At 74.1% G+C, this 15,442-nt stretch carries 14 protein-coding genes; 4 read left to right on the top strand and 10 right to left on the bottom strand.

Annotated elements, in window-relative coordinates:
* Window positions 1–58 precede the first annotated feature (58 nt).
* A complete protein-coding gene (locus tag ACFV46_RS11535) occupies window positions 59–2,224 on the bottom strand; it encodes a SpoIIE family protein phosphatase (RefSeq protein WP_385497880.1) in 2,166 nt (721 codons plus the stop codon).
* Between the two features lie 403 nt (window positions 2,225–2,627).
* On the opposite strand from ACFV46_RS11535, the gene ACFV46_RS11530 reads away from it, so the two are divergent.
* A complete protein-coding gene (locus ACFV46_RS11530; RefSeq protein ID WP_376728352.1) occupies window positions 2,628–3,290 on the top strand; it encodes an NADPH-dependent F420 reductase in 663 nt (220 codons plus the stop codon).
* 16 nt (window positions 3,291–3,306) lie between these two features.
* On the opposite strand, the gene ACFV46_RS11525 is transcribed toward ACFV46_RS11530, so the two are convergent.
* On the bottom strand, window positions 3,307–3,729 hold the full coding sequence (locus ACFV46_RS11525; protein ID WP_385497879.1) for an SRPBCC family protein: 423 nt from the start codon (window positions 3,727–3,729) through the stop codon (window positions 3,307–3,309).
* A 28-nt stretch (window positions 3,730–3,757) separates the two neighbouring features.
* Window positions 3,758–4,768 carry an aldo/keto reductase gene (locus tag ACFV46_RS11520; RefSeq protein WP_385497878.1) on the bottom strand — a complete coding sequence of 337 codons (1,011 nt, stop codon included), beginning with the start codon at window positions 4,766–4,768 and terminating at the stop codon, window positions 3,758–3,760.
* A gap of 163 nt (window positions 4,769–4,931) precedes the next feature.
* On the opposite strand from ACFV46_RS11520, the gene ACFV46_RS11515 reads away from it, so the two are divergent.
* A complete protein-coding gene (locus tag ACFV46_RS11515; RefSeq protein WP_361936714.1) occupies window positions 4,932–5,843 on the top strand; it encodes a LysR substrate-binding domain-containing protein in 912 nt (303 codons plus the stop codon).
* Window positions 5,844–5,855: 12 nt separating this feature from the next.
* Here ACFV46_RS11515 and ACFV46_RS11510 read toward each other — a convergent pair whose 3' ends face one another.
* The gene (locus ACFV46_RS11510) at window positions 5,856–6,728 is read right to left on the bottom strand and encodes an aldo/keto reductase family oxidoreductase (RefSeq protein ID WP_361936685.1); all 873 of its coding nucleotides are present in this window, start codon (window positions 6,726–6,728) and stop codon (window positions 5,856–5,858) included.
* 131 nt (window positions 6,729–6,859) lie between these two features.
* Here ACFV46_RS11510 and ACFV46_RS11505 point away from each other — a divergent pair, with 131 nt between their 5' ends.
* A complete protein-coding gene (locus ACFV46_RS11505; protein WP_385497877.1) occupies window positions 6,860–7,297 on the top strand; it encodes a winged helix-turn-helix transcriptional regulator in 438 nt (145 codons plus the stop codon).
* Between the two features lie 3 nt (window positions 7,298–7,300).
* Here the strand turns inward: ACFV46_RS11505 and ACFV46_RS11500 are convergent, their stop codons facing one another.
* From ACFV46_RS11500 to ACFV46_RS11475, 6 genes are all read right to left on the bottom strand, one after another.
* Window positions 7,301–7,816, bottom strand: coding sequence for a flavodoxin domain-containing protein (locus ACFV46_RS11500; protein WP_385497876.1), 516 nt, complete (start codon window positions 7,814–7,816; stop codon window positions 7,301–7,303).
* 29 nt (window positions 7,817–7,845) lie between these two features.
* Entirely contained in the window at window positions 7,846–8,556 is a 711-nt protein-coding gene (locus tag ACFV46_RS11495; protein ID WP_361936691.1) for a CBS domain-containing protein, read from the bottom strand.
* A gap of 10 nt (window positions 8,557–8,566) precedes the next feature.
* The gene (locus tag ACFV46_RS11490) at window positions 8,567–11,257 is read right to left on the bottom strand and encodes a GNAT family N-acetyltransferase (RefSeq protein WP_385497875.1); all 2,691 of its coding nucleotides are present in this window, start codon (window positions 11,255–11,257) and stop codon (window positions 8,567–8,569) included.
* Between the two features lie 129 nt (window positions 11,258–11,386).
* Complete coding sequence (locus tag ACFV46_RS11485) at window positions 11,387–12,292, bottom strand: universal stress protein (RefSeq protein ID WP_385497874.1); 906 nt, start codon at window positions 12,290–12,292, stop codon at window positions 11,387–11,389.
* A gap of 110 nt (window positions 12,293–12,402) precedes the next feature.
* Window positions 12,403–13,008 carry a hypothetical protein gene (locus tag ACFV46_RS11480; RefSeq protein WP_385497873.1) on the bottom strand — a complete coding sequence of 202 codons (606 nt, stop codon included), beginning with the start codon at window positions 13,006–13,008 and terminating at the stop codon, window positions 12,403–12,405.
* 177 nt (window positions 13,009–13,185) lie between these two features.
* Window positions 13,186–14,103, bottom strand: coding sequence for a DUF1918 domain-containing protein (locus tag ACFV46_RS11475; RefSeq protein WP_385497872.1), 918 nt, complete (start codon window positions 14,101–14,103; stop codon window positions 13,186–13,188).
* A gap of 316 nt (window positions 14,104–14,419) precedes the next feature.
* On the opposite strand from ACFV46_RS11475, the gene ACFV46_RS11470 reads away from it, so the two are divergent.
* Window positions 14,420–15,361 carry a C45 family autoproteolytic acyltransferase/hydolase gene (locus tag ACFV46_RS11470; RefSeq protein WP_385497871.1) on the top strand — a complete coding sequence of 314 codons (942 nt, stop codon included), beginning with the start codon at window positions 14,420–14,422 and terminating at the stop codon, window positions 15,359–15,361.
* Window positions 15,362–15,442: the final 81 nt, after the last annotated feature.

Genomic DNA, 15,442 nt, shown 5'->3' with positions numbered 1-15,442 from the left:
CCTTCGTGCACCCGATGTATCGGCGACTGCTGGGCGCGCCAAGGGCGTTGAGTGGGCGTCAGCGGTGCGGCCGTACCAGGAGCAGCGCGATGTCGTCCGGGTTCGACGCCGCCTGTCCGGCGTGCTCGAGCAGGGCGTCGGCCAAGGCGTCGAGGTCGTCGGGAGGGGAGGCGGCCAGCCGGTCGGTGACGGCGGCGATGGCGTCGTCGATGTCGACGCCTGGACGCTCCACGAGTCCGTCGGTGTAGAGGACGAGGAGCGCGCCCGGCGGGAGCGGGACGTCCACGGTGGCGTAGTCGGCGTCCGGGGTGATGCCCAGCAGCAGCCCGGCGGGGGCGGGGACGGGCCCGGCCCGGCCGTCCGGGTGGCGCAGCAGGGCCGGCGGATGTCCGGCGGTGGCCAACTGCGCGCTGTGCCGGGCCAGGTCGAGGTGGACGATGAGGCAGCTGACGAACAGGCCCGGGTTCAGGTCGGCCAGCAGCCGGTTGGTGCGGGCGAGGATGTCACCGGGCGAGGCCCCGGACGTGGCGTGCGCGTGCACGGCGGTGCGGACCTGGCCCATGAGCGCGGCGGCCGTCGTGTTGTGCCCCTGGACGTCGCCGATGGCGGCGATGGCGCTCGTCGGGGTGCGCCGGATCAGGTCGTAGAAGTCGCCGCCGATGTCCATGCCGTGGCTCGCGGGCCGGTAGCGGGCGGCGGCGTCCAGCCCGGGGACGTTCCCCAGGCTGCGGGGCAGCAGGGCGTTCTGCAGGGTGTGGGCGAGGCTGTGCTTGGCGTCGTAGAGCCGGGCGCGGTCCAGGGCCTGGGCGATCAGCCCCGCCAGTGAGGTGAGCAGGGCCCGCTCCGCGGGCGGGAAGGCGCGGTGCGCCTCGTAGGCGAGGACGAGGGAGCCGACGGGACGGCCCGAGACGATCAGCGGCAGGAAGGCCCAGGAGGCCATGCCGTCCAGGTGCCGTGCCGGCGGATAGGCGCGCTGGAGGTCGGCGAAGCTCGGGAAGAAGGCGGCCGTCCCGGTGTTGACGGCGCGCACGGCCGGGGCGTCGGAGGTGAGGGACTCCGTGTCGAATCGGGACATCAGCTCGCGGTCGTACCCCCGGTGACCGGCGAGGCGCAGCCGTCCTTCCCGCAAGGTCAGCAGGGCCAGCGCCCGGGGGCCGAAGGCGGGCACGATCTGGTCGGCGGCCAGCTCGACCACGTCCTTGGCGCCGGCGGCCTCGGCGAGGGCGGCGGCGACATGGGTGAGGTGGTAGAGCGCGGCGGCGCCGAAGGGCTCGGCCGGCGGGGGGACCACCGTCGTGGCGCGCGGGCCGGTGGCGGCCTCGTCGGCGGGGGCGATGTGGACGCTGATGCCGGTCTCGTCCGGGTAGAGCCGGAACACCAGCCGGGTGTCGGGCGGGCGCGTCGCGGTGAAGGTGGTGGGCCGGCGGGTGACCACGGCCGCCCGGTAGCGGTCCTCGAAGAGCGGGTCGTGCAGCCAGAACAGTACCTCCCAGGGCCGCTTGCCCAGGAGGGCGGCGGCCCCGGCCCCGACCAGGTCGGCGCCGGCCGCGTTGATGTAGGTCAGCCGCCCGTCGAGGTCGAGTGCGCAGCAGCCCAGGGGAAGGCGGTCGGCGAACGCGAGGGCCGCCATCGCGTGCCGGGGATCGGTGTCGTGTGCGTGGGGCGCGGCCACCAGATGGGGTTCGTCGGGGATGTCGAGGAGGTGGCCGCTGTCCGCGGCACGGTCCAGGAAGTCGGCCGCGCGGGCGCATCCGCTCGTGATCGCCTCCCGCTCGGCGGCACTGAGCTGCGGCGGGTGCCACACGGGCCACAGCAGCACGACGCCACCCCGCACGGGGCCGCCGTCGGTGATCGGGGCGGCGGCGAGCATGAAGTCGTAGGGCAGGACGATCCCGAGTCGCGGGTACCGGCGGGCGGTCTCCTCCTGGCTGCCCAGCCAGATCAGCCGGCGGTCGCGGATGGCGTCGACCACGGGGATCGCCGTGTCCATCGGGATCCGGGCCCACGGCGCCGCGATGCGGTGCGACACACCGGAGACCAGCGCCAGACGCAGCAGCGGGTCCCCCGGCGCCAGCACATACGTCATGCCCACCGACGCCCCGGTGTCGCGGACCAGGTCCACCAGCAGGGAGTCCGGCAGTGCCGCCTCGGGGTCGGGGCCGCCGTCCGTCACGTCCGGCACGGCCTCACCCGATCCGCGCGCGGCGATGCGCCTGCCGGGCACACGTCGCCCCCCGGCGGCACGACGTCCGCCGGTTCCGGCCCTCACGAGGGACACCCGGTGCGGAGGGCCGCCCACCGCACCGACCGCGGCCCAGCACGTCACCCATATGCGGACAGTACGCCCACGGGACGATGACGGCACCCCGACCGCCGCCGGGCCGTCGTCCCCCGCTGCCGCGCCGGAGTCCGGACGGGTGAGGCGACCGGGCCGGGCGGCGTTTCGGGGTGCGGCCTCCCCCTCGGCGGCGCACCGTCGAACGGGTGGCGCTCCCGTGGCTGGGACCGGCCGCCCGCGGGCGCTCGCAGGTATATGACGGCTCCCGGCCCCGGAACCCCGGAATAGCCCTGTGGGGAAGGGGGGTTGGTGCCGTGGGCAGGGACAGAATCGCTAGGGAAGGCATGTCATGAAGATCGGCATCATCGGCGCCGGCAACATCGGCGGCAACCTCACACGTCGCCTCACCGCGCTCGGACATGACGTCTCGGTCGCCAACTCCCGCGGCCCCGAGACCCTGACGGACCTCGCCGAGGAGACCGGGGCCACGCCGGTGCCGGCGACGGAGGCGGCCCGGGGCGCCGAGACCGTCGTCGTCACCGTCCCGCTCAAGGCGGTCCCGGACCTGCCTTCCGGCCTGCTGGACGGGATGGCCGAGGACGCCGTGGTCATCGACACGGGCAACTACTACCCGCAGCAGCGTGACGGGCGGATCGCCGGGATCGAGGACGACGGCCTCACGGAGAGCCGCTGGACCGAGCGTCATCTCGGGCACCCCGTGATCAAGGCGTTCAACGGCACCTACGCCCAGGACCTCCTCGACCGCGCCCGGCCCGAGGGCGCCCCCGACCGGATGGCGCTGCCGGTGGCGGGCGACGACGAGGCGGCGAAGCGCAAGGTGATGGCACTGATCGAGGAGCTGGGCTTCGACGCCGTCGACGCGGGCGGCCTGGACGACTCGTGGCGTCAGCAGCCCGGCACCCCCGTCTACGGGCTGCGGGGCGGCGTCAAGGAGGTCCAGGACGCCCTGGCGGCGGCCTCGCCGGAGCGGCAGCCGGAGTTCCGCGGCTGAGGCTCCGGCGTTCCGCTCACGCGCCGAGCGTCTGCTTCAGGGCGGCGAGGCCGTCGCGGTAGATGCCCTGGAACAGGGCGACCGCCTCCTCCTCGCTCACCCCGGCCGGGGTGAAGGTCCCCGACCACTCGACGCGTGAGCCGGTGCCGTGCCCGTCGTGCACGGTGAGCGTGGAGCGGTATCCGGTGACGGGGAAGGGCGCGTCCACGATCGAGTAGGTGTAGCTGCGTGCGTCGTCGTCGAACCGCTCCAACCGTTCGACGATGACGCCGCCCTCCTCGTTCGTCAGGACGCGGACGCGGCCGCCCTCCCGGAGTTCGCTGACGGGGATGTACGGCAGCCAGTCCGGCAGGGCGTCGAAGCCGCCGATCAGCTGCCAGACGGTGTCGCCCGGCACGGGGAGGTCGATGGTCGCGGTCGTGCTCGTGGGTGTGGTCATGGTCGTACTCCGGTGGTGGAAGGGGATGTCAGGCGCCCGGCACGGGCGCGTTCTCCGCGATCAGGCCCTCCGCGCGGAGCGCGGTCCAGAACTCGGCCGGGACCTTCGCGTCGAGGGCGCTGACGTCCTCGGCGATGCGGCTGGGCCGGGTGGCTCCGGGGACGGCCGCGACCGTGGCGGGATGGGCGAGGGAGAACTGGAGCGCGGCGGCCTTGATGGGTACGTCGTGCCGTGCGGCGAGCGCCTTGACGCGGTCGACCTTGGCGAGGACGGCGGCGGGTGCCTTCCGGTACTCGAAGTGCTGTCCGCCGGCGAGGACGCCGGAGCTGTAGGGTCCGCCGACGACGATGCCGACGTCCCGTGCCGCGGCGGCGGGCAGCAGGCGCTGCAGAGCCCGTTCGTGGTCGAGGAGGGTGTAGCGGCCGGCGAGGAGGAAGGCGGCCGGCTCGGGCTCGTCCAGGTCGAGGGTCAGTTCCAGCGGCTCGACCCGGTTGACGCCCAGGCCCCACGCCTTGATGACGCCCTCCTCGCGCAGACGCCGCAGGACGCGGAAGGCGCCGGTGCGGGCGGACTCGTAGGCGGCGAGCCATTCGTCGCCGTAGAAGTCCTGGGCGACGTCGTGGACCCAGACGATGTCGAGGCGGTCGGTCCTCAGGCGCCGGAGGCTGTCCTCGATGGACCGCAGGGTGGCGTCCGCCGAGTAGTCGTTGATGATCCTGTTGTGCCGGCCGTGCTCGAAGAGACCGCCCTTCTCGCCCAGGTCGCGGGCGGAGGGGTCCTCGGTCTCGTCGAGGATGACGCGCCCGACCTTGGTGCTGAGCACGTAGGCGTCGCGGGGGCGTCCCGCCAGGGCGTCGCCCAGGCGGATCTCGGACAGTCCGGCGCCGTAGAACGGGGCGGTGTCGAAGTAGCGGATGCCCTGGTCCCAGGCGGCGTCGACGGTGGCGGCGGCCTCCTCGTCGGGGATGGCCCGGAACATGTTGCCCAGCGGGGCGGTGCCGAAGCCCAGGCGGCCGGGCAGGAGGGACGTGATCGACATGGTGGTACCTCGTGGTGGTACGGAAAGGGAACGCGCCGGCCGACGTCGGTGGGGGTCCGGATCACCGGACCGGCCTTCGACGGCCTGACCTCTTCGACCGTAGGATCGGGACTTGAGACTGTCCAAGACTTGCTTGGACATACTTGAGTCCCTGGAGGTCTCGATGCTGGACCTGCGCCAGATCCGGTACTTCGTGGCGGTCGCCGAGACCGAGCACGTCGGCCAGGCCGCCGAGCGCCTGCACATCTCGCAGTCCCCGCTCAGCCGGCAGATCGCCCAGCTGGAGAAGAACCTGGGCCTGACCCTCTTCGAGCGCGGGCAGCAGCGGATCCGGCTCACCCGCGACGGCCAGGTCTTCCTGTCGGAGGCCCGGGCGCTGCTGCGGCACGCCGACCGCCTGGAGAACCTGGGGCGCCGGCTGGGCCGCGGCGAGGAGGGCGGCCTGTGCGTCGGGTACATCGCCGACGCCATGCACACGGGCGTGCTGCCCGCCGCGCTGCGCTCCCTGCACGACGAGCGCCCCGGCATCCATGTCGCCCTGTACAGCCTGTCCCCCGCAGAGCAGTTCGAGGGTCTGCGGCAGCGCAGCCTCGACATCGCGCTCGTCCACGAGCCGCCGCCCGCCGAGGACCCCGAGCTGACGGCCGCTCCCCTGCTGGAGGACCCGCTCCTGCTCGCCGTGCCCGCCGGGCATCCGCTCGCCGAGCGGCCCGAGGTGCGGCCCGAGGACCTGGACGGGCAGCCGTGGATCGCCGTGGAGAATCCGCAGGACCCGTCCTGGCGGGACACGTTCGTCGCGTCGTGCGCCGCGTCCGGCTTCACCCCGGACATCCGTATGGACGCCGCCGAGCCGCTCACCGCGCTCGGCCTGGTCGCGTCCGGTCTCGGGCTCGCCCTGGTGCAGCGGAGCATGGTGCGCGGCATGTCGGAGGCGGTCGCGGTCCGCGAACTCCCCTGGCACGACCGGTCCGTTCAGCTGTGGGCGGCCTGGCACCGGGTGGACCTGCGGCCCGTGGTCGCCGCGTTCCGCACGCTGACGCTCGCGTCGGGGCCGGTGAGCGCGGCCCGCGGATGAGCGCGTGGGGCGTCAGCGCCCGATCTTGTCGAGCTCGGTGAGATCGTCGTCGGAGAGCGTGAGACCCGCTCCCGCGATGTTCTCCCGCAGATGCGCCACCGACGAAGTGCCGGGGATCAGCAGGATGTTCGGCGACCGCCGCAGCAGCCAGGCGAGGGCGACGGACATGGGTGTCGCGTCCAGCCGGGCGGCCACGGCCGTGAGCGTGGCGGCCTGCAGCGGGGTGAAGCCGCCGAGCGGGAAGAACGGCACATAGGCGATGCCCGCTTCGGCGAGGTGGTCGATCAGCTCGTCGTCCTGACGGTGGGCCAGGTTGTACAGGTTCTGCACGCACACGATCGGGGCGATCGCGCGGGCCTCGGCGACCTGCTCCGCCGTCGCGTTGCTCACCCCGAGGTGCCGGACCAGGCCCTGTCGCTGAAGCCCGACGAGCGTCTCGAACGGCTCCGCCAGCGAACCCGGCACGGGACCCCGGGCGTCACCGAGCCGCAGATTGACCACGTCCAGCGTGTCGAGACCGAGGCGCTCCAGGTTCTCCTCGACGGCACGGCGCACGTCCTCGGGCCTGCGTGCCGGGGGCCAGCCGCCGTCCGCGTCCCGGGTCGCGCCCACCTTGGTCACGATGTGCAGTGAAGCGGCGTACGGGTGCAGCGCCTCGCGGATCAGCGCGTTGGTGACGTGCGGGCCGTACGCGTCGGCCGTGTCGATGTGCGTGATGCCGAGGGCGACGGCCTCGCGCAGCACGGCGAGAGCGCCCTCGCGGTCGGCCGGCGGACCCATGACGCCGGGGCCGGCCAGCTGCATCGCGCCGTAGCCGAACCGGGTGACGGTCAGGTCGCCCAGGGTCCAGGTGCCGCCGGGGAGCGGGACGGAAGGGGTGCTCATGGTGTGCCTTTCGGGTCGGATCAGCCGCTGGTGCCTGACGGCGCCTTGCACCACTATTGGTGTGCAGCTTCCTTCGGGGAAGTAGGCACTTCGAAGTGCGTAGGGCACCCGACGGTAGGAGGAGACGGCCGATGGCGACGACGGCGGAGCAACAGCGGGCCCGGGCGAAGGTGGCGTACGACGCCTTCCTGGCGGTGTGTCCCAGCCGCCAGTTGCTCGACCGGATCTCCGGCAAGTGGGTCACGCTGGTCCTGGCCGCGCTCGGCAGCGGCGGCGCGGGCGGGCCGGAGGGCTGCGGGGGCGAGCCGCGCGTGATGCGCTACTCGGAGCTGCAGCGCCTGCTGGCCGGCGTCAGCCAGAAGATGCTCACGCAGACGCTGCGCTCCCTGGAGCGTGACGGGCTGGTGTCGCGGACCGTGGTCCCGACGGTGCCCGTGACGGTGTCGTACGAGCTGACGGACCTCGGGGTGTCGCTGTGCGAGATGATGCGCGGCCTCAAGGCGTGGGCCGAGGTGCACATGGACGACGTGCTGGCCCACCGCGAGACGTACGACGCGCACACCGCCTGACGCTCACAGCCACCCCGCCCGGACGTCGGCCGTCAGGTCCGCGGCGATCGTGCGGGCCCAGTCCTCGATCCGGGCGAAGTCGCGGAAGTCGCCTCCCTTCCCGCTGCGCAGGATCATGCGGGCGACGCGGCCCCGCGCGCCCTCCTGGAGGCAGCCCCCGAAGGTGATGTGCCCCTGGGCGTCGAGCCGGGCCATCGCCCGTACCACCCCGGGCACCGGGGGGATGTCGCGCTCGGAGGCCGACGGGTCCAGCGGGCCGCTGCTGAACAGCCACACCGGGCGGGCGGCGAGGTCCTCGCGGTGCCGCCGGACGAACCGGCGGGCGTCCCTGTGCCAGCGTCCGGTGTACAGGGCGCCGCCGACCACGACGGCGTCGTAGCTCCACACGCTCGTGACCGTGCGGGCGGGCAGCGCCTCGGCGGTGAGGCCCTCCTTGTCCAGCACCTCGGCGACGGTCTCGGCGATCCGGGCCGTGGACCCGTTCGTCGTCCCGTAGGCGACGAGCACCTTGGTGGTCATGGCACTCGGCCCTCCTTCGTCCTCTCGGGTCACGGCCTGCGCGGCCATGACAGTTCCGCGGGGCGGGTGTGCGTGTCGTCCAGCCGGTGGGTCAGCTTGTTCACGACGCCCACCACCCCGTCGATCTGACGGGTCATCGACAGTGCGATCTCCGTCTCGCTCCTGCGTTCCATGCGGCCCGAGAGCGTGACCACGCCCTCCACGACGGTGACCGTGACGCAGCCCGGCGGCAGCCACAGCGCGCGCACCAGCACCTCGTCGACGACCTCGGCGCGGATACGGGTATCGGGCCGCAGGAAGACCTGGAGCAGGTCCCTGCGGGTGACGATGCCGACGAGGCGGTCCTCCTCGTCCAGGACGGGCAGCCGCTCCACCCGGTGCCGGGCCATGGTCCTGGCCGCCTCGACGATGGTGTCCTCGGCGTGCACGGTGACCGGGGGTTCGGTCATCAGCTGCCCGGCGGTGCGGGCGTGGGCCTGCGCGGCGCGCCGGCGTCCGGCGCGGGTCAGCCGGTCGAGGGAGAACCGGCTCCCCGTGCCGGGCGGATCCGGCGGTGCGGCCTGGCGGGCCAGCAGATCGGTCTCGGAGATCACTCCGAGGACCATCTCGTCGTCGTCCACGACCGGGAGCCCGCTGATGCGGTGTCCGCCGAGCAGCCGGGCCACCTCTTTGAACGGCGTGCCGTACTCGGCGCGGACGACGTCCGTCGTCATGACCGAGCCGACCTTGTCGTGCCTCATGGGGGCCTCCTCAGCGGAGCCGGCGCAGATACGGGTCGTGGGGTGCGCGGGGCACCAGACGCACCCGTGCGTCGAGCACGGTGACGCCGCCCGGTGTCGCGAGCACGGGGTTGAAGTCGGCCTCTGCCAGCTGCGGCAGGTCGGCCGCCAGCCGGGACAGGCGCAGCAGCAGCTGTTCGAGCCCGGCGAGGTCGACGGGCCGGGCGCCGTCCGTACCGAGGAGGAGCGGCGCGCAGCGGGGCGAGGTGATCAGGTCGTGCACGTCGTGGTCGGTGAGCGGCGCGAGACGGGCCGCGTGGTCGGCGAGGACGTCGGTGGCGGTGCCGCCGAGCCCGAACAGGACGAGCGGGCCGAAGACCTCGTCCTGCACGACACCGGCGAACAGTTCCGTGCCGCGGTCGGCGAGCGGCTGGACGAGGACGCCCTCCAGCAGCCCGGCGAAGCGGGTCTCCAGGTCGCGGAAGGCGGCCCGGACCTGGGAGTCGCCGCGCAGGTCGAGGTGGACGGCGTGCGCGGCGCTCTTGCGCACGAGACCGGGCCAGTACCCCTTCATCACCACGCGCCCGTCGAAGCCGCGCAGCCGCTCGGCGGCGAGTACGGCGTCGTCCTCGGTCTCCGCCCAGGCCCAGGGTGCCTGCGGGATGCCGTAGCAGCCGAGGAGTTCGGCGCACTCGCGCGGGTGCAGCCGGCCACCGTCCGGGTGGCGGGCGAGGAAGCTGTCGGCGACGGTACGGGCCCGGCCCGTCTCGACGCCGTCGAGGTCGGGGACCGTGCCGACGGGGCGGGCGAGCCAGGCGGCGCGGCGGGCGGCGTGGGCCAGGGCACGGGCGGCCGCCTGGGGTTCGGCGTACGAGGGGACGGCGGTGCCGTCGGCGGCGGGCAGCAGTGCCACGGGCAGGGCCTGGTCGAGCCGGACGGCGACGACGGGCTTGGGGAGCCGTCCGGACCCGGTGAGGGCGCGCACGAGATCGTCCCCGGTGGCGGCGGCGAGTGCCGTGGGGACGAGGGCGACGACGACAGCGTCCACGGCGCGGTGGCGCACCAGCCGGCCCACGCAGGCGGTGAGCTGGTCCTCGGTGACGGCGGCTCCGGTGTCGACGGGGTTGCCGGCGACGGCGTCGTCGGGCAGGGCGGCGAGCAGGCCCGCGGCCAGGTCCGGGGTGGGTTCGGGGAGGTGGAGCCCGGCTTCCGCGCAGGCGTCGGCGGTGAGGACACCGGCGCCACCCGCGTTGGTGACGATCGCGACGCGGGGGCCGGCGGGCAGGGGCTGGGAGTGCAGCAGGGCGGCTGCTTCGAGCAGTTCGCCGCAGGAGCGGGTCGCCGTGACGCCGGCCTGGGTGAACAGGGCGGCGCGCGTCATGGTGCGGGTCGCGGCGGCCGCGGTGTGGGAGGCGGCGGCGCGCCGGCCGGCCTCGGTACGGCCCGCGTCGACGGTCAGGACCGGCATCCGCCGGGTCACGCGCCGGGCGGTACGGGAGAAGGCGCGCGGGCTGCCGAAGGACTCGAGGTGCAGCACGGCGAGGTCGGTGCGGCCGTCGCTCTCCCACCACTGGAGCATGTCGTTGCCGCTGATGTCGTACTTGTCGCCGAGGGAGACGAAGGTGGAGACGCCGATGCCGAGCCGGGACAGCCCGTCGAGCAGGGCGATGCCCACCCCGCCGGACTGCACGGCGACCCCGGCCGTGCCGGCGCTCGGGGGGCGCGCGGCGAACGTGGCGTACAGGTGTCGTCCGGTGTTCGCGAGGCCGAGGCAGTCGGGGCCGGCCAGCCGCATCCCGTGGGACCGGCAGGTGTCCAGCAGGTCGCGGCCCTGCCCGGTGTCCAGCCCGCCCGTGACGACGACGAGGGCCCGTACGCCCGCCTTGCCGCATTCCTCGGCGGCCGAGGGGACCGCGGCGGCGGGGACGGCGAGCACCGCGAGGTCGGGTGTCGCGGGCAGCGCGTCGACGGAGGGGTGACAGGGGACGCCGAGGATCGAGCGGGCGGCGGGGTTCACGGCGAACAGGCGGCCCGTGTAGCCGCCGGAGCGCAGTTGGTGCAGGATCGCCCGGCCGACCGAGCCCGGCCGGCGTCCGGCGCCGACCACGGCGACGGTCCGGGGACGCAGCAGGGGGTCGAGGCTGAGGAGGTCGGCGGTGCGGCCCCGTTCCTCCACGGCGGTCAGATAGGTGTCGCTCTGGTCGAGGGCGATGGTGCAGCGCACCTCGGGGCCGTCGAAGTGGCGGGCGGTGCGCAGGCCGAGACCGGCGAAGAGCCGCAGCACCTCGTGGTTCTCGCTGAGCGCCTCGGCGGTGAACGTGGTGATGCCGGCCGCGCGGGCCGCGGAGGCCAGGTGCTCGACGAGGAGGGTGCCGATGCCCCGGTGGTGCAGGTGGTCGGCGACCGCGAGGGACACCTCGGCGGTGTCGGCGTCCGGGGCGCCCGGCGTGTCGTACTCGGCGAGGCCGACGACCTGTCCCCCGGTCTCGGCCAGCAGGGCCAGGTGCCCGGGGCCGGGTGCGCGGCAGGCCCGGTCGGTGGCGGTCCCGGCGGAGCTCCGGGCGGCGGTGAAGAACCGCAGGCGCAGGTTCTCCGGGGACATGGCGTCGTACAGGGCGCGGATCAGGTCGTGGTCGGCCGGCGCCACCGGGCGGACGCACACGGTGGTGCCGTCCGCCAGGAGGGCGTGGGTGGTGGGCCGGGCGGGCATGTCGTCCTTCATCGCTCCCCCTGCTGTTCGGTGCGCCGCGTCCCGGGTCCGGGAGCGGCCGGCGGGCCGCGGCGGCCGCGTCCCGGGTCCGGGAGCGGCCGGCGGGCCGCGGCCCGTGTCCGTCCTTCCGCCGTCCCTCCGTCAGTGGTGCGGGACGACGGCGACGGGTGCCACGGCGTGGTGGAGGACGGCGTGGGTCACCGGGCCGATGTGCGCGCCGAACGGGCGCCGGCGGATACGGCGGCCGACGACCACGAGCGACGCCTCGCGGGAGACGTCCACGAGCCGGGCTCCGGGGCTGCCGGCGGGGACTTCCTCGACCACCTCGACGTCGGGGAACTTCTGGCGCCAGGGATTGAGGACGTCGGCGAGCAGGACGGCCTGCTGCCGGACGATCTCGTCGTGCAGTTCGATGTCGACGGACAGGCCGTAGACGTAGTACGGCGGGAGGTTCCAGCCGTGGAGCACGCGCAGCCGGGTCCCGCGGCGCGCGGCCTCCTCGAACGCGAACTGGATCAGCGTCCCGTCGGGGCTCGTCGCGTCGAGCCCGAGGACGACGGGCCGGTAGGCGGTCTCACCCGACGGCAGCCCTTCGGCGTCCGGTTCGTGCTCGTCGGCGGCCTGTTCACCGGCCCGGACGAGGACGACGGGGTGTTCCGCGCGGGCGACCACGGCCAGTCCGACGGAACCGACCATGAACCCGCCGAGCCCGCTCAGCCCGCGCGAGCCGAGCACCAGCAGGTCGGCGTCCTCCGCCGCGTCCAGCAGGGTGCCGGCGGCGTCGCCCGTGCGCTGCTCGACGGTCAGCTCCATGTCGGGGTGGCGCAGCCGGATCGCCTCGGCGGCCTCGCGCGGGACGCGCTCGGTCCAGTGCTGCTGTGTCTCGGCGCCGAGGAGCGGGGCCTGGGCCATGGGCTCGGGGACGGGCTCCCAGACATGGACGATCTTCAACGGCAGTCCGCGCAGCCGCGCCTCGCGGGCCGCCCACTCGGTCGCGGACCGGCTCTCGGACGAGCCGTCCAGACCTGCGACAACAGTGCGGAACATGATGCTGCCTCCTGATCGGATCTCTGATTCCAGCGTCGGCCGTGCGGGGCCGCGGGGGCAGGGGCCGCTGGTCCCCGGCCGGGGCCGACCGGCCCAACGGCCCCCTCGGGTCAGCGCAGCCAGGGGTGACGGGCGACGAACGGCAGCCGGGTCCAGGCCTCGCCGAGCCCCCAGACGGCGCCGGAGCCGGCGGCGGCGAGCGCGATCAGGACGACGGCGTACACGAGGTGGTAGTCGGCGAAGGGGTTGGTCGACATGCTCGGCGAGCCGTCCGACAGGTGCCGGGCGGGCGGCCACTCGGCCATCCACATCAGGGCCATCATCACGGTGCCCGCGACGGCGGCGAGCCGCAGTCCGACGCCCAGGACGAGGGCCGCGCCGATGCCGAGGAGCCCGAGCATGAACAGCGAGTCCGCCCAGGCGTCACCGGCCCAGGAGTGGAAGACGGCCTCCAGCGGGCCGACGGCGACCGAGCCGAGGAAGCCCCGCGTCGGCGAGCCCCCGTCGATCCAGCCCTTGCCGGAGGGTGTGGCGTAGCCGAAGCCGAAGGTCTTGTCGAGGAAGGCCCACAGGAAGACGAAGCCGGTCAGCAGCCGCAGTCCGGCGAGGACGTGGGCGCTCGTCGCCGTGGTGGCGGCCTCCTCGGCGGTGGCGGCCCCGCGTGCGGCCGGGAAGCGGAAACCGATGCGCCGGTGTGATGGATCGTGCACTGCCATGATCTTCATCCCCCTCGGGACGGATGCGCCGTTGACGTCCTCCACTGTCGTGGCGAAGACATGACGTGGCGCGGTGCCGAAGGGGGCATCCGGGAGGGCTGAACGGCCCTGATGTGTGGGCCCGTCAGGACCGGCGAGCGGTGAACGCGGCGCCGTCGGCCGGGGTATGACGGCGCATCAGCGGTCGGCGGGGGTGATACGGCGGCCCGTGAGCCGTTCCGGCCGGAGCATGACCCACAACTCCCGTTCTCCGCCCACCCAGGGCATGGAGTGGGCGCTCTCGGTGAGCCGGCGGGCGGCGTCCGGGTCCGTGACCGCGTTCGCGGGGCCCACCGCCAGCACGCTCCAGCCCAGGCTCATGGTCTCGTCCACGTGGTCCACCTCGAAGGCGGCCTCCGTCCCGACGGCGGCCGCCGCGACGGAGCCGGGTTCCGTCCGGAAGGCGATCATGTCGTCGACGATCTCGTAGTTGACCGGGACGATCGCCGGGCGGCCGTCGGACTCCGTCACCCCGACGCGCCCCACACCGTGCGTCGAGAGCAGGGTGCGGCACTCGTCCGGATCCAGCTCACGCACCTCGGGGTGGAGCAGGGCGTGGCCCTGTCCGGGCGGCAGGTCCATGCCTCCGCCGCGCAGTGCGGTCGCGGTGGTGCCGAGGGCGTCGGCGAGGCGGGTCAGGGTGGCCGCGGTCGGGTCGGCCGGGTGTTCCTCCAGGTAGGCCAGGTAGTCCGGGGACATCCGGGCCCGTGCGGCCGTCTCCTCACGGCTGAGCCCGTGCCGGCGGCGCTCGGCGACCAGGCGCCGGCCCATGTCGCCGGGGTTGGGGGTCCTGCTCCGGGGCGCGGCGGCGGGCTCGCTCGCGGCGGAGCCCTGGCCGGAGGGGGTGCCGGGCGTGCCGGGCGCCTCGTGGTCGAGGTGGTGGACGTGCGCGTCGGGGCCGGGGAAGACGAGGGTCACCTCGTCCGTGTCCGACCAGCGCACGTCGTACGGGGGCGTCCCGTCCTCATGGTGCAGCCCGACGATCTCGCCGTCGCGCCGCGCGGCGCCGGTGGACGGGCTCTCGATGACGAGTTGATCTCCGACGTGCGCTCGCATGGCCGCCGCCCTTCCTCCCGGTGGTGCGCGATGGTGCGCGGGGTGCTGTATCCAACGTCGCACGCACGGCCGGAGCCCGCATGGGTCGAGCGGCCCTCATGGGCGCCGAAGGGGGTTGATCACGGTCCGGTCCAGGCCGGCCCCCTTGGCGAGGGCCGGCGGGGAGGGCCAGGTCCTCGGCGGCGCGCAGCCGGCCTGAGTCCGCCGCGAGACGCCGGCCGGAATGATCCGCACTGGTCAACACACGCCGGAATTCACTAGGTTGCCCTCGACCTGACTCGATTCGACCACCGGACCCCGCGAAGGAGCGGCAGCCATGCGCCGACGCCAGAAGACCTTCCGCGCGCTCGAGATCGGCGACGGGAGCGACGGGCGCTGGGCCGCCTACGCGCAGCCCTTGTGGCCGCTCGCGGAGCAGTGGCTGGCCGAGGAGGGCCGTACGGCCAAGGGCGCGGACCGGGCGCGGCGGCTGTTCGGGGAGCACATGCCGGAGCTGGTCCCCGTGCTGGGCCGGCTCGCCGCTCAGCTCGACCGGCGGGAGGCGGAGACCTTCCTCACCCTCGCGGCCATACGGCCGTTCTTCTCGGGCTGCACCCAGATAGGCGCCGGCGGCACACTGCTGCGCAACTACGACTTCGACCCCGACGACTGCGAGGGGACCATCGTGTCCTCGCACTTCCTGCGGCCGGTGATCGGTATGCAGGACGCCGCGTGGGGGCTGCTGGACGGCATGAACGACGCGGGGCTCGCGGTCTCGCTCACCTTCGGCGGACGCTTCGTCCACGGCCCGGGCTTCGCGATCCCGATCGTCCTGCGCTACCTGCTGGAGACGTGCAAGACGGTCGACGAGGCGGTCGGCAGGCTGCGCCCCATGCCGATCGCCATCCCGCAGAACGTCACCCTGGTCGACGCCGAGCAGGCGCGGACGGTGTACGTGGGACCGGACATCCCTCTGACCGAGGCGCCCGACGCCTGCGCCGCCAATCACCAGCATCTGCCGGTCCCCGACGACCAGGAGCGGTTCTCCCGGACCCAGGAGCGCCTGGCCGCCGTCCGCGCGACGGGCCCGGACGTGGCGGCGATGCTGAAGTCCCCGCTGTACCAACTCGCCTACGACGAGGGCCTGAGCACGGTCTACACCGCCCACTACCGCCCCGCCGAGGGCCAGGTGACCTACCACTGGCCGGACACCTCCTGGCCCCAGTCCTTCGCCACCTTCACGCCGGGCACCCGGAGCATGACTCTGGGCCCCGCCTGATCGCCGGAGCCGTCGTGGTGACCGGTGTGTTCCGTACCTCCGTGGAGCCTGCGTGAAGCTGGTCCAGGCACCGGAGGTGTG

The organism is Streptomyces sp. NPDC059852 (assembly GCF_042731455.1).
GTDB lineage: Bacteria > Actinomycetota > Actinomycetes > Streptomycetales > Streptomycetaceae > Streptomyces.
This window is presented reverse-complemented; position numbering and strand designations above follow the sequence as displayed.

Bases quoted from the DNA above. Each gene is read 5' to 3' on its own strand.
- ACFV46_RS11495 (WP_361936691.1), bottom strand. From the start codon at position 8,556: ATGAGGCACGACAAGGTCGGCTCGGTCATGACGACGGACGTCGTCCGC.
- ACFV46_RS11470 (WP_385497871.1), top strand. From the start codon at position 14,420: ATGCGCCGACGCCAGAAGACCTTCCGCGCGCTCGAGATCGGCGACGGG.
- ACFV46_RS11475 (WP_385497872.1), bottom strand. From the start codon at position 14,103: ATGCGAGCGCACGTCGGAGATCAACTCGTCATCGAGAGCCCGTCCACC.
- ACFV46_RS11490 (WP_385497875.1), bottom strand. From the start codon at position 11,257: ATGAAGGACGACATGCCCGCCCGGCCCACCACCCACGCCCTCCTGGCG.
- ACFV46_RS11525 (WP_385497879.1), bottom strand. From the start codon at position 3,729: ATGACCACACCCACGAGCACGACCGCGACCATCGACCTCCCCGTGCCG.
- ACFV46_RS11520 (WP_385497878.1), bottom strand. From the start codon at position 4,768: ATGTCGATCACGTCCCTCCTGCCCGGCCGCCTGGGCTTCGGCACCGCC.
- ACFV46_RS11500 (WP_385497876.1), bottom strand. From the start codon at position 7,816: ATGACCACCAAGGTGCTCGTCGCCTACGGGACGACGAACGGGTCCACG.
- ACFV46_RS11480 (WP_385497873.1), bottom strand. From the start codon at position 13,008: ATGGCAGTGCACGATCCATCACACCGGCGCATCGGTTTCCGCTTCCCG.
- ACFV46_RS11515 (WP_361936714.1), top strand. From the start codon at position 4,932: ATGCTGGACCTGCGCCAGATCCGGTACTTCGTGGCGGTCGCCGAGACC.
- ACFV46_RS11530 (WP_376728352.1), top strand. From the start codon at position 2,628: ATGAAGATCGGCATCATCGGCGCCGGCAACATCGGCGGCAACCTCACA.
- ACFV46_RS11505 (WP_385497877.1), top strand. From the start codon at position 6,860: ATGGCGACGACGGCGGAGCAACAGCGGGCCCGGGCGAAGGTGGCGTAC.
- ACFV46_RS11510 (WP_361936685.1), bottom strand. From the start codon at position 6,728: ATGAGCACCCCTTCCGTCCCGCTCCCCGGCGGCACCTGGACCCTGGGC.
- ACFV46_RS11485 (WP_385497874.1), bottom strand. From the start codon at position 12,292: ATGTTCCGCACTGTTGTCGCAGGTCTGGACGGCTCGTCCGAGAGCCGG.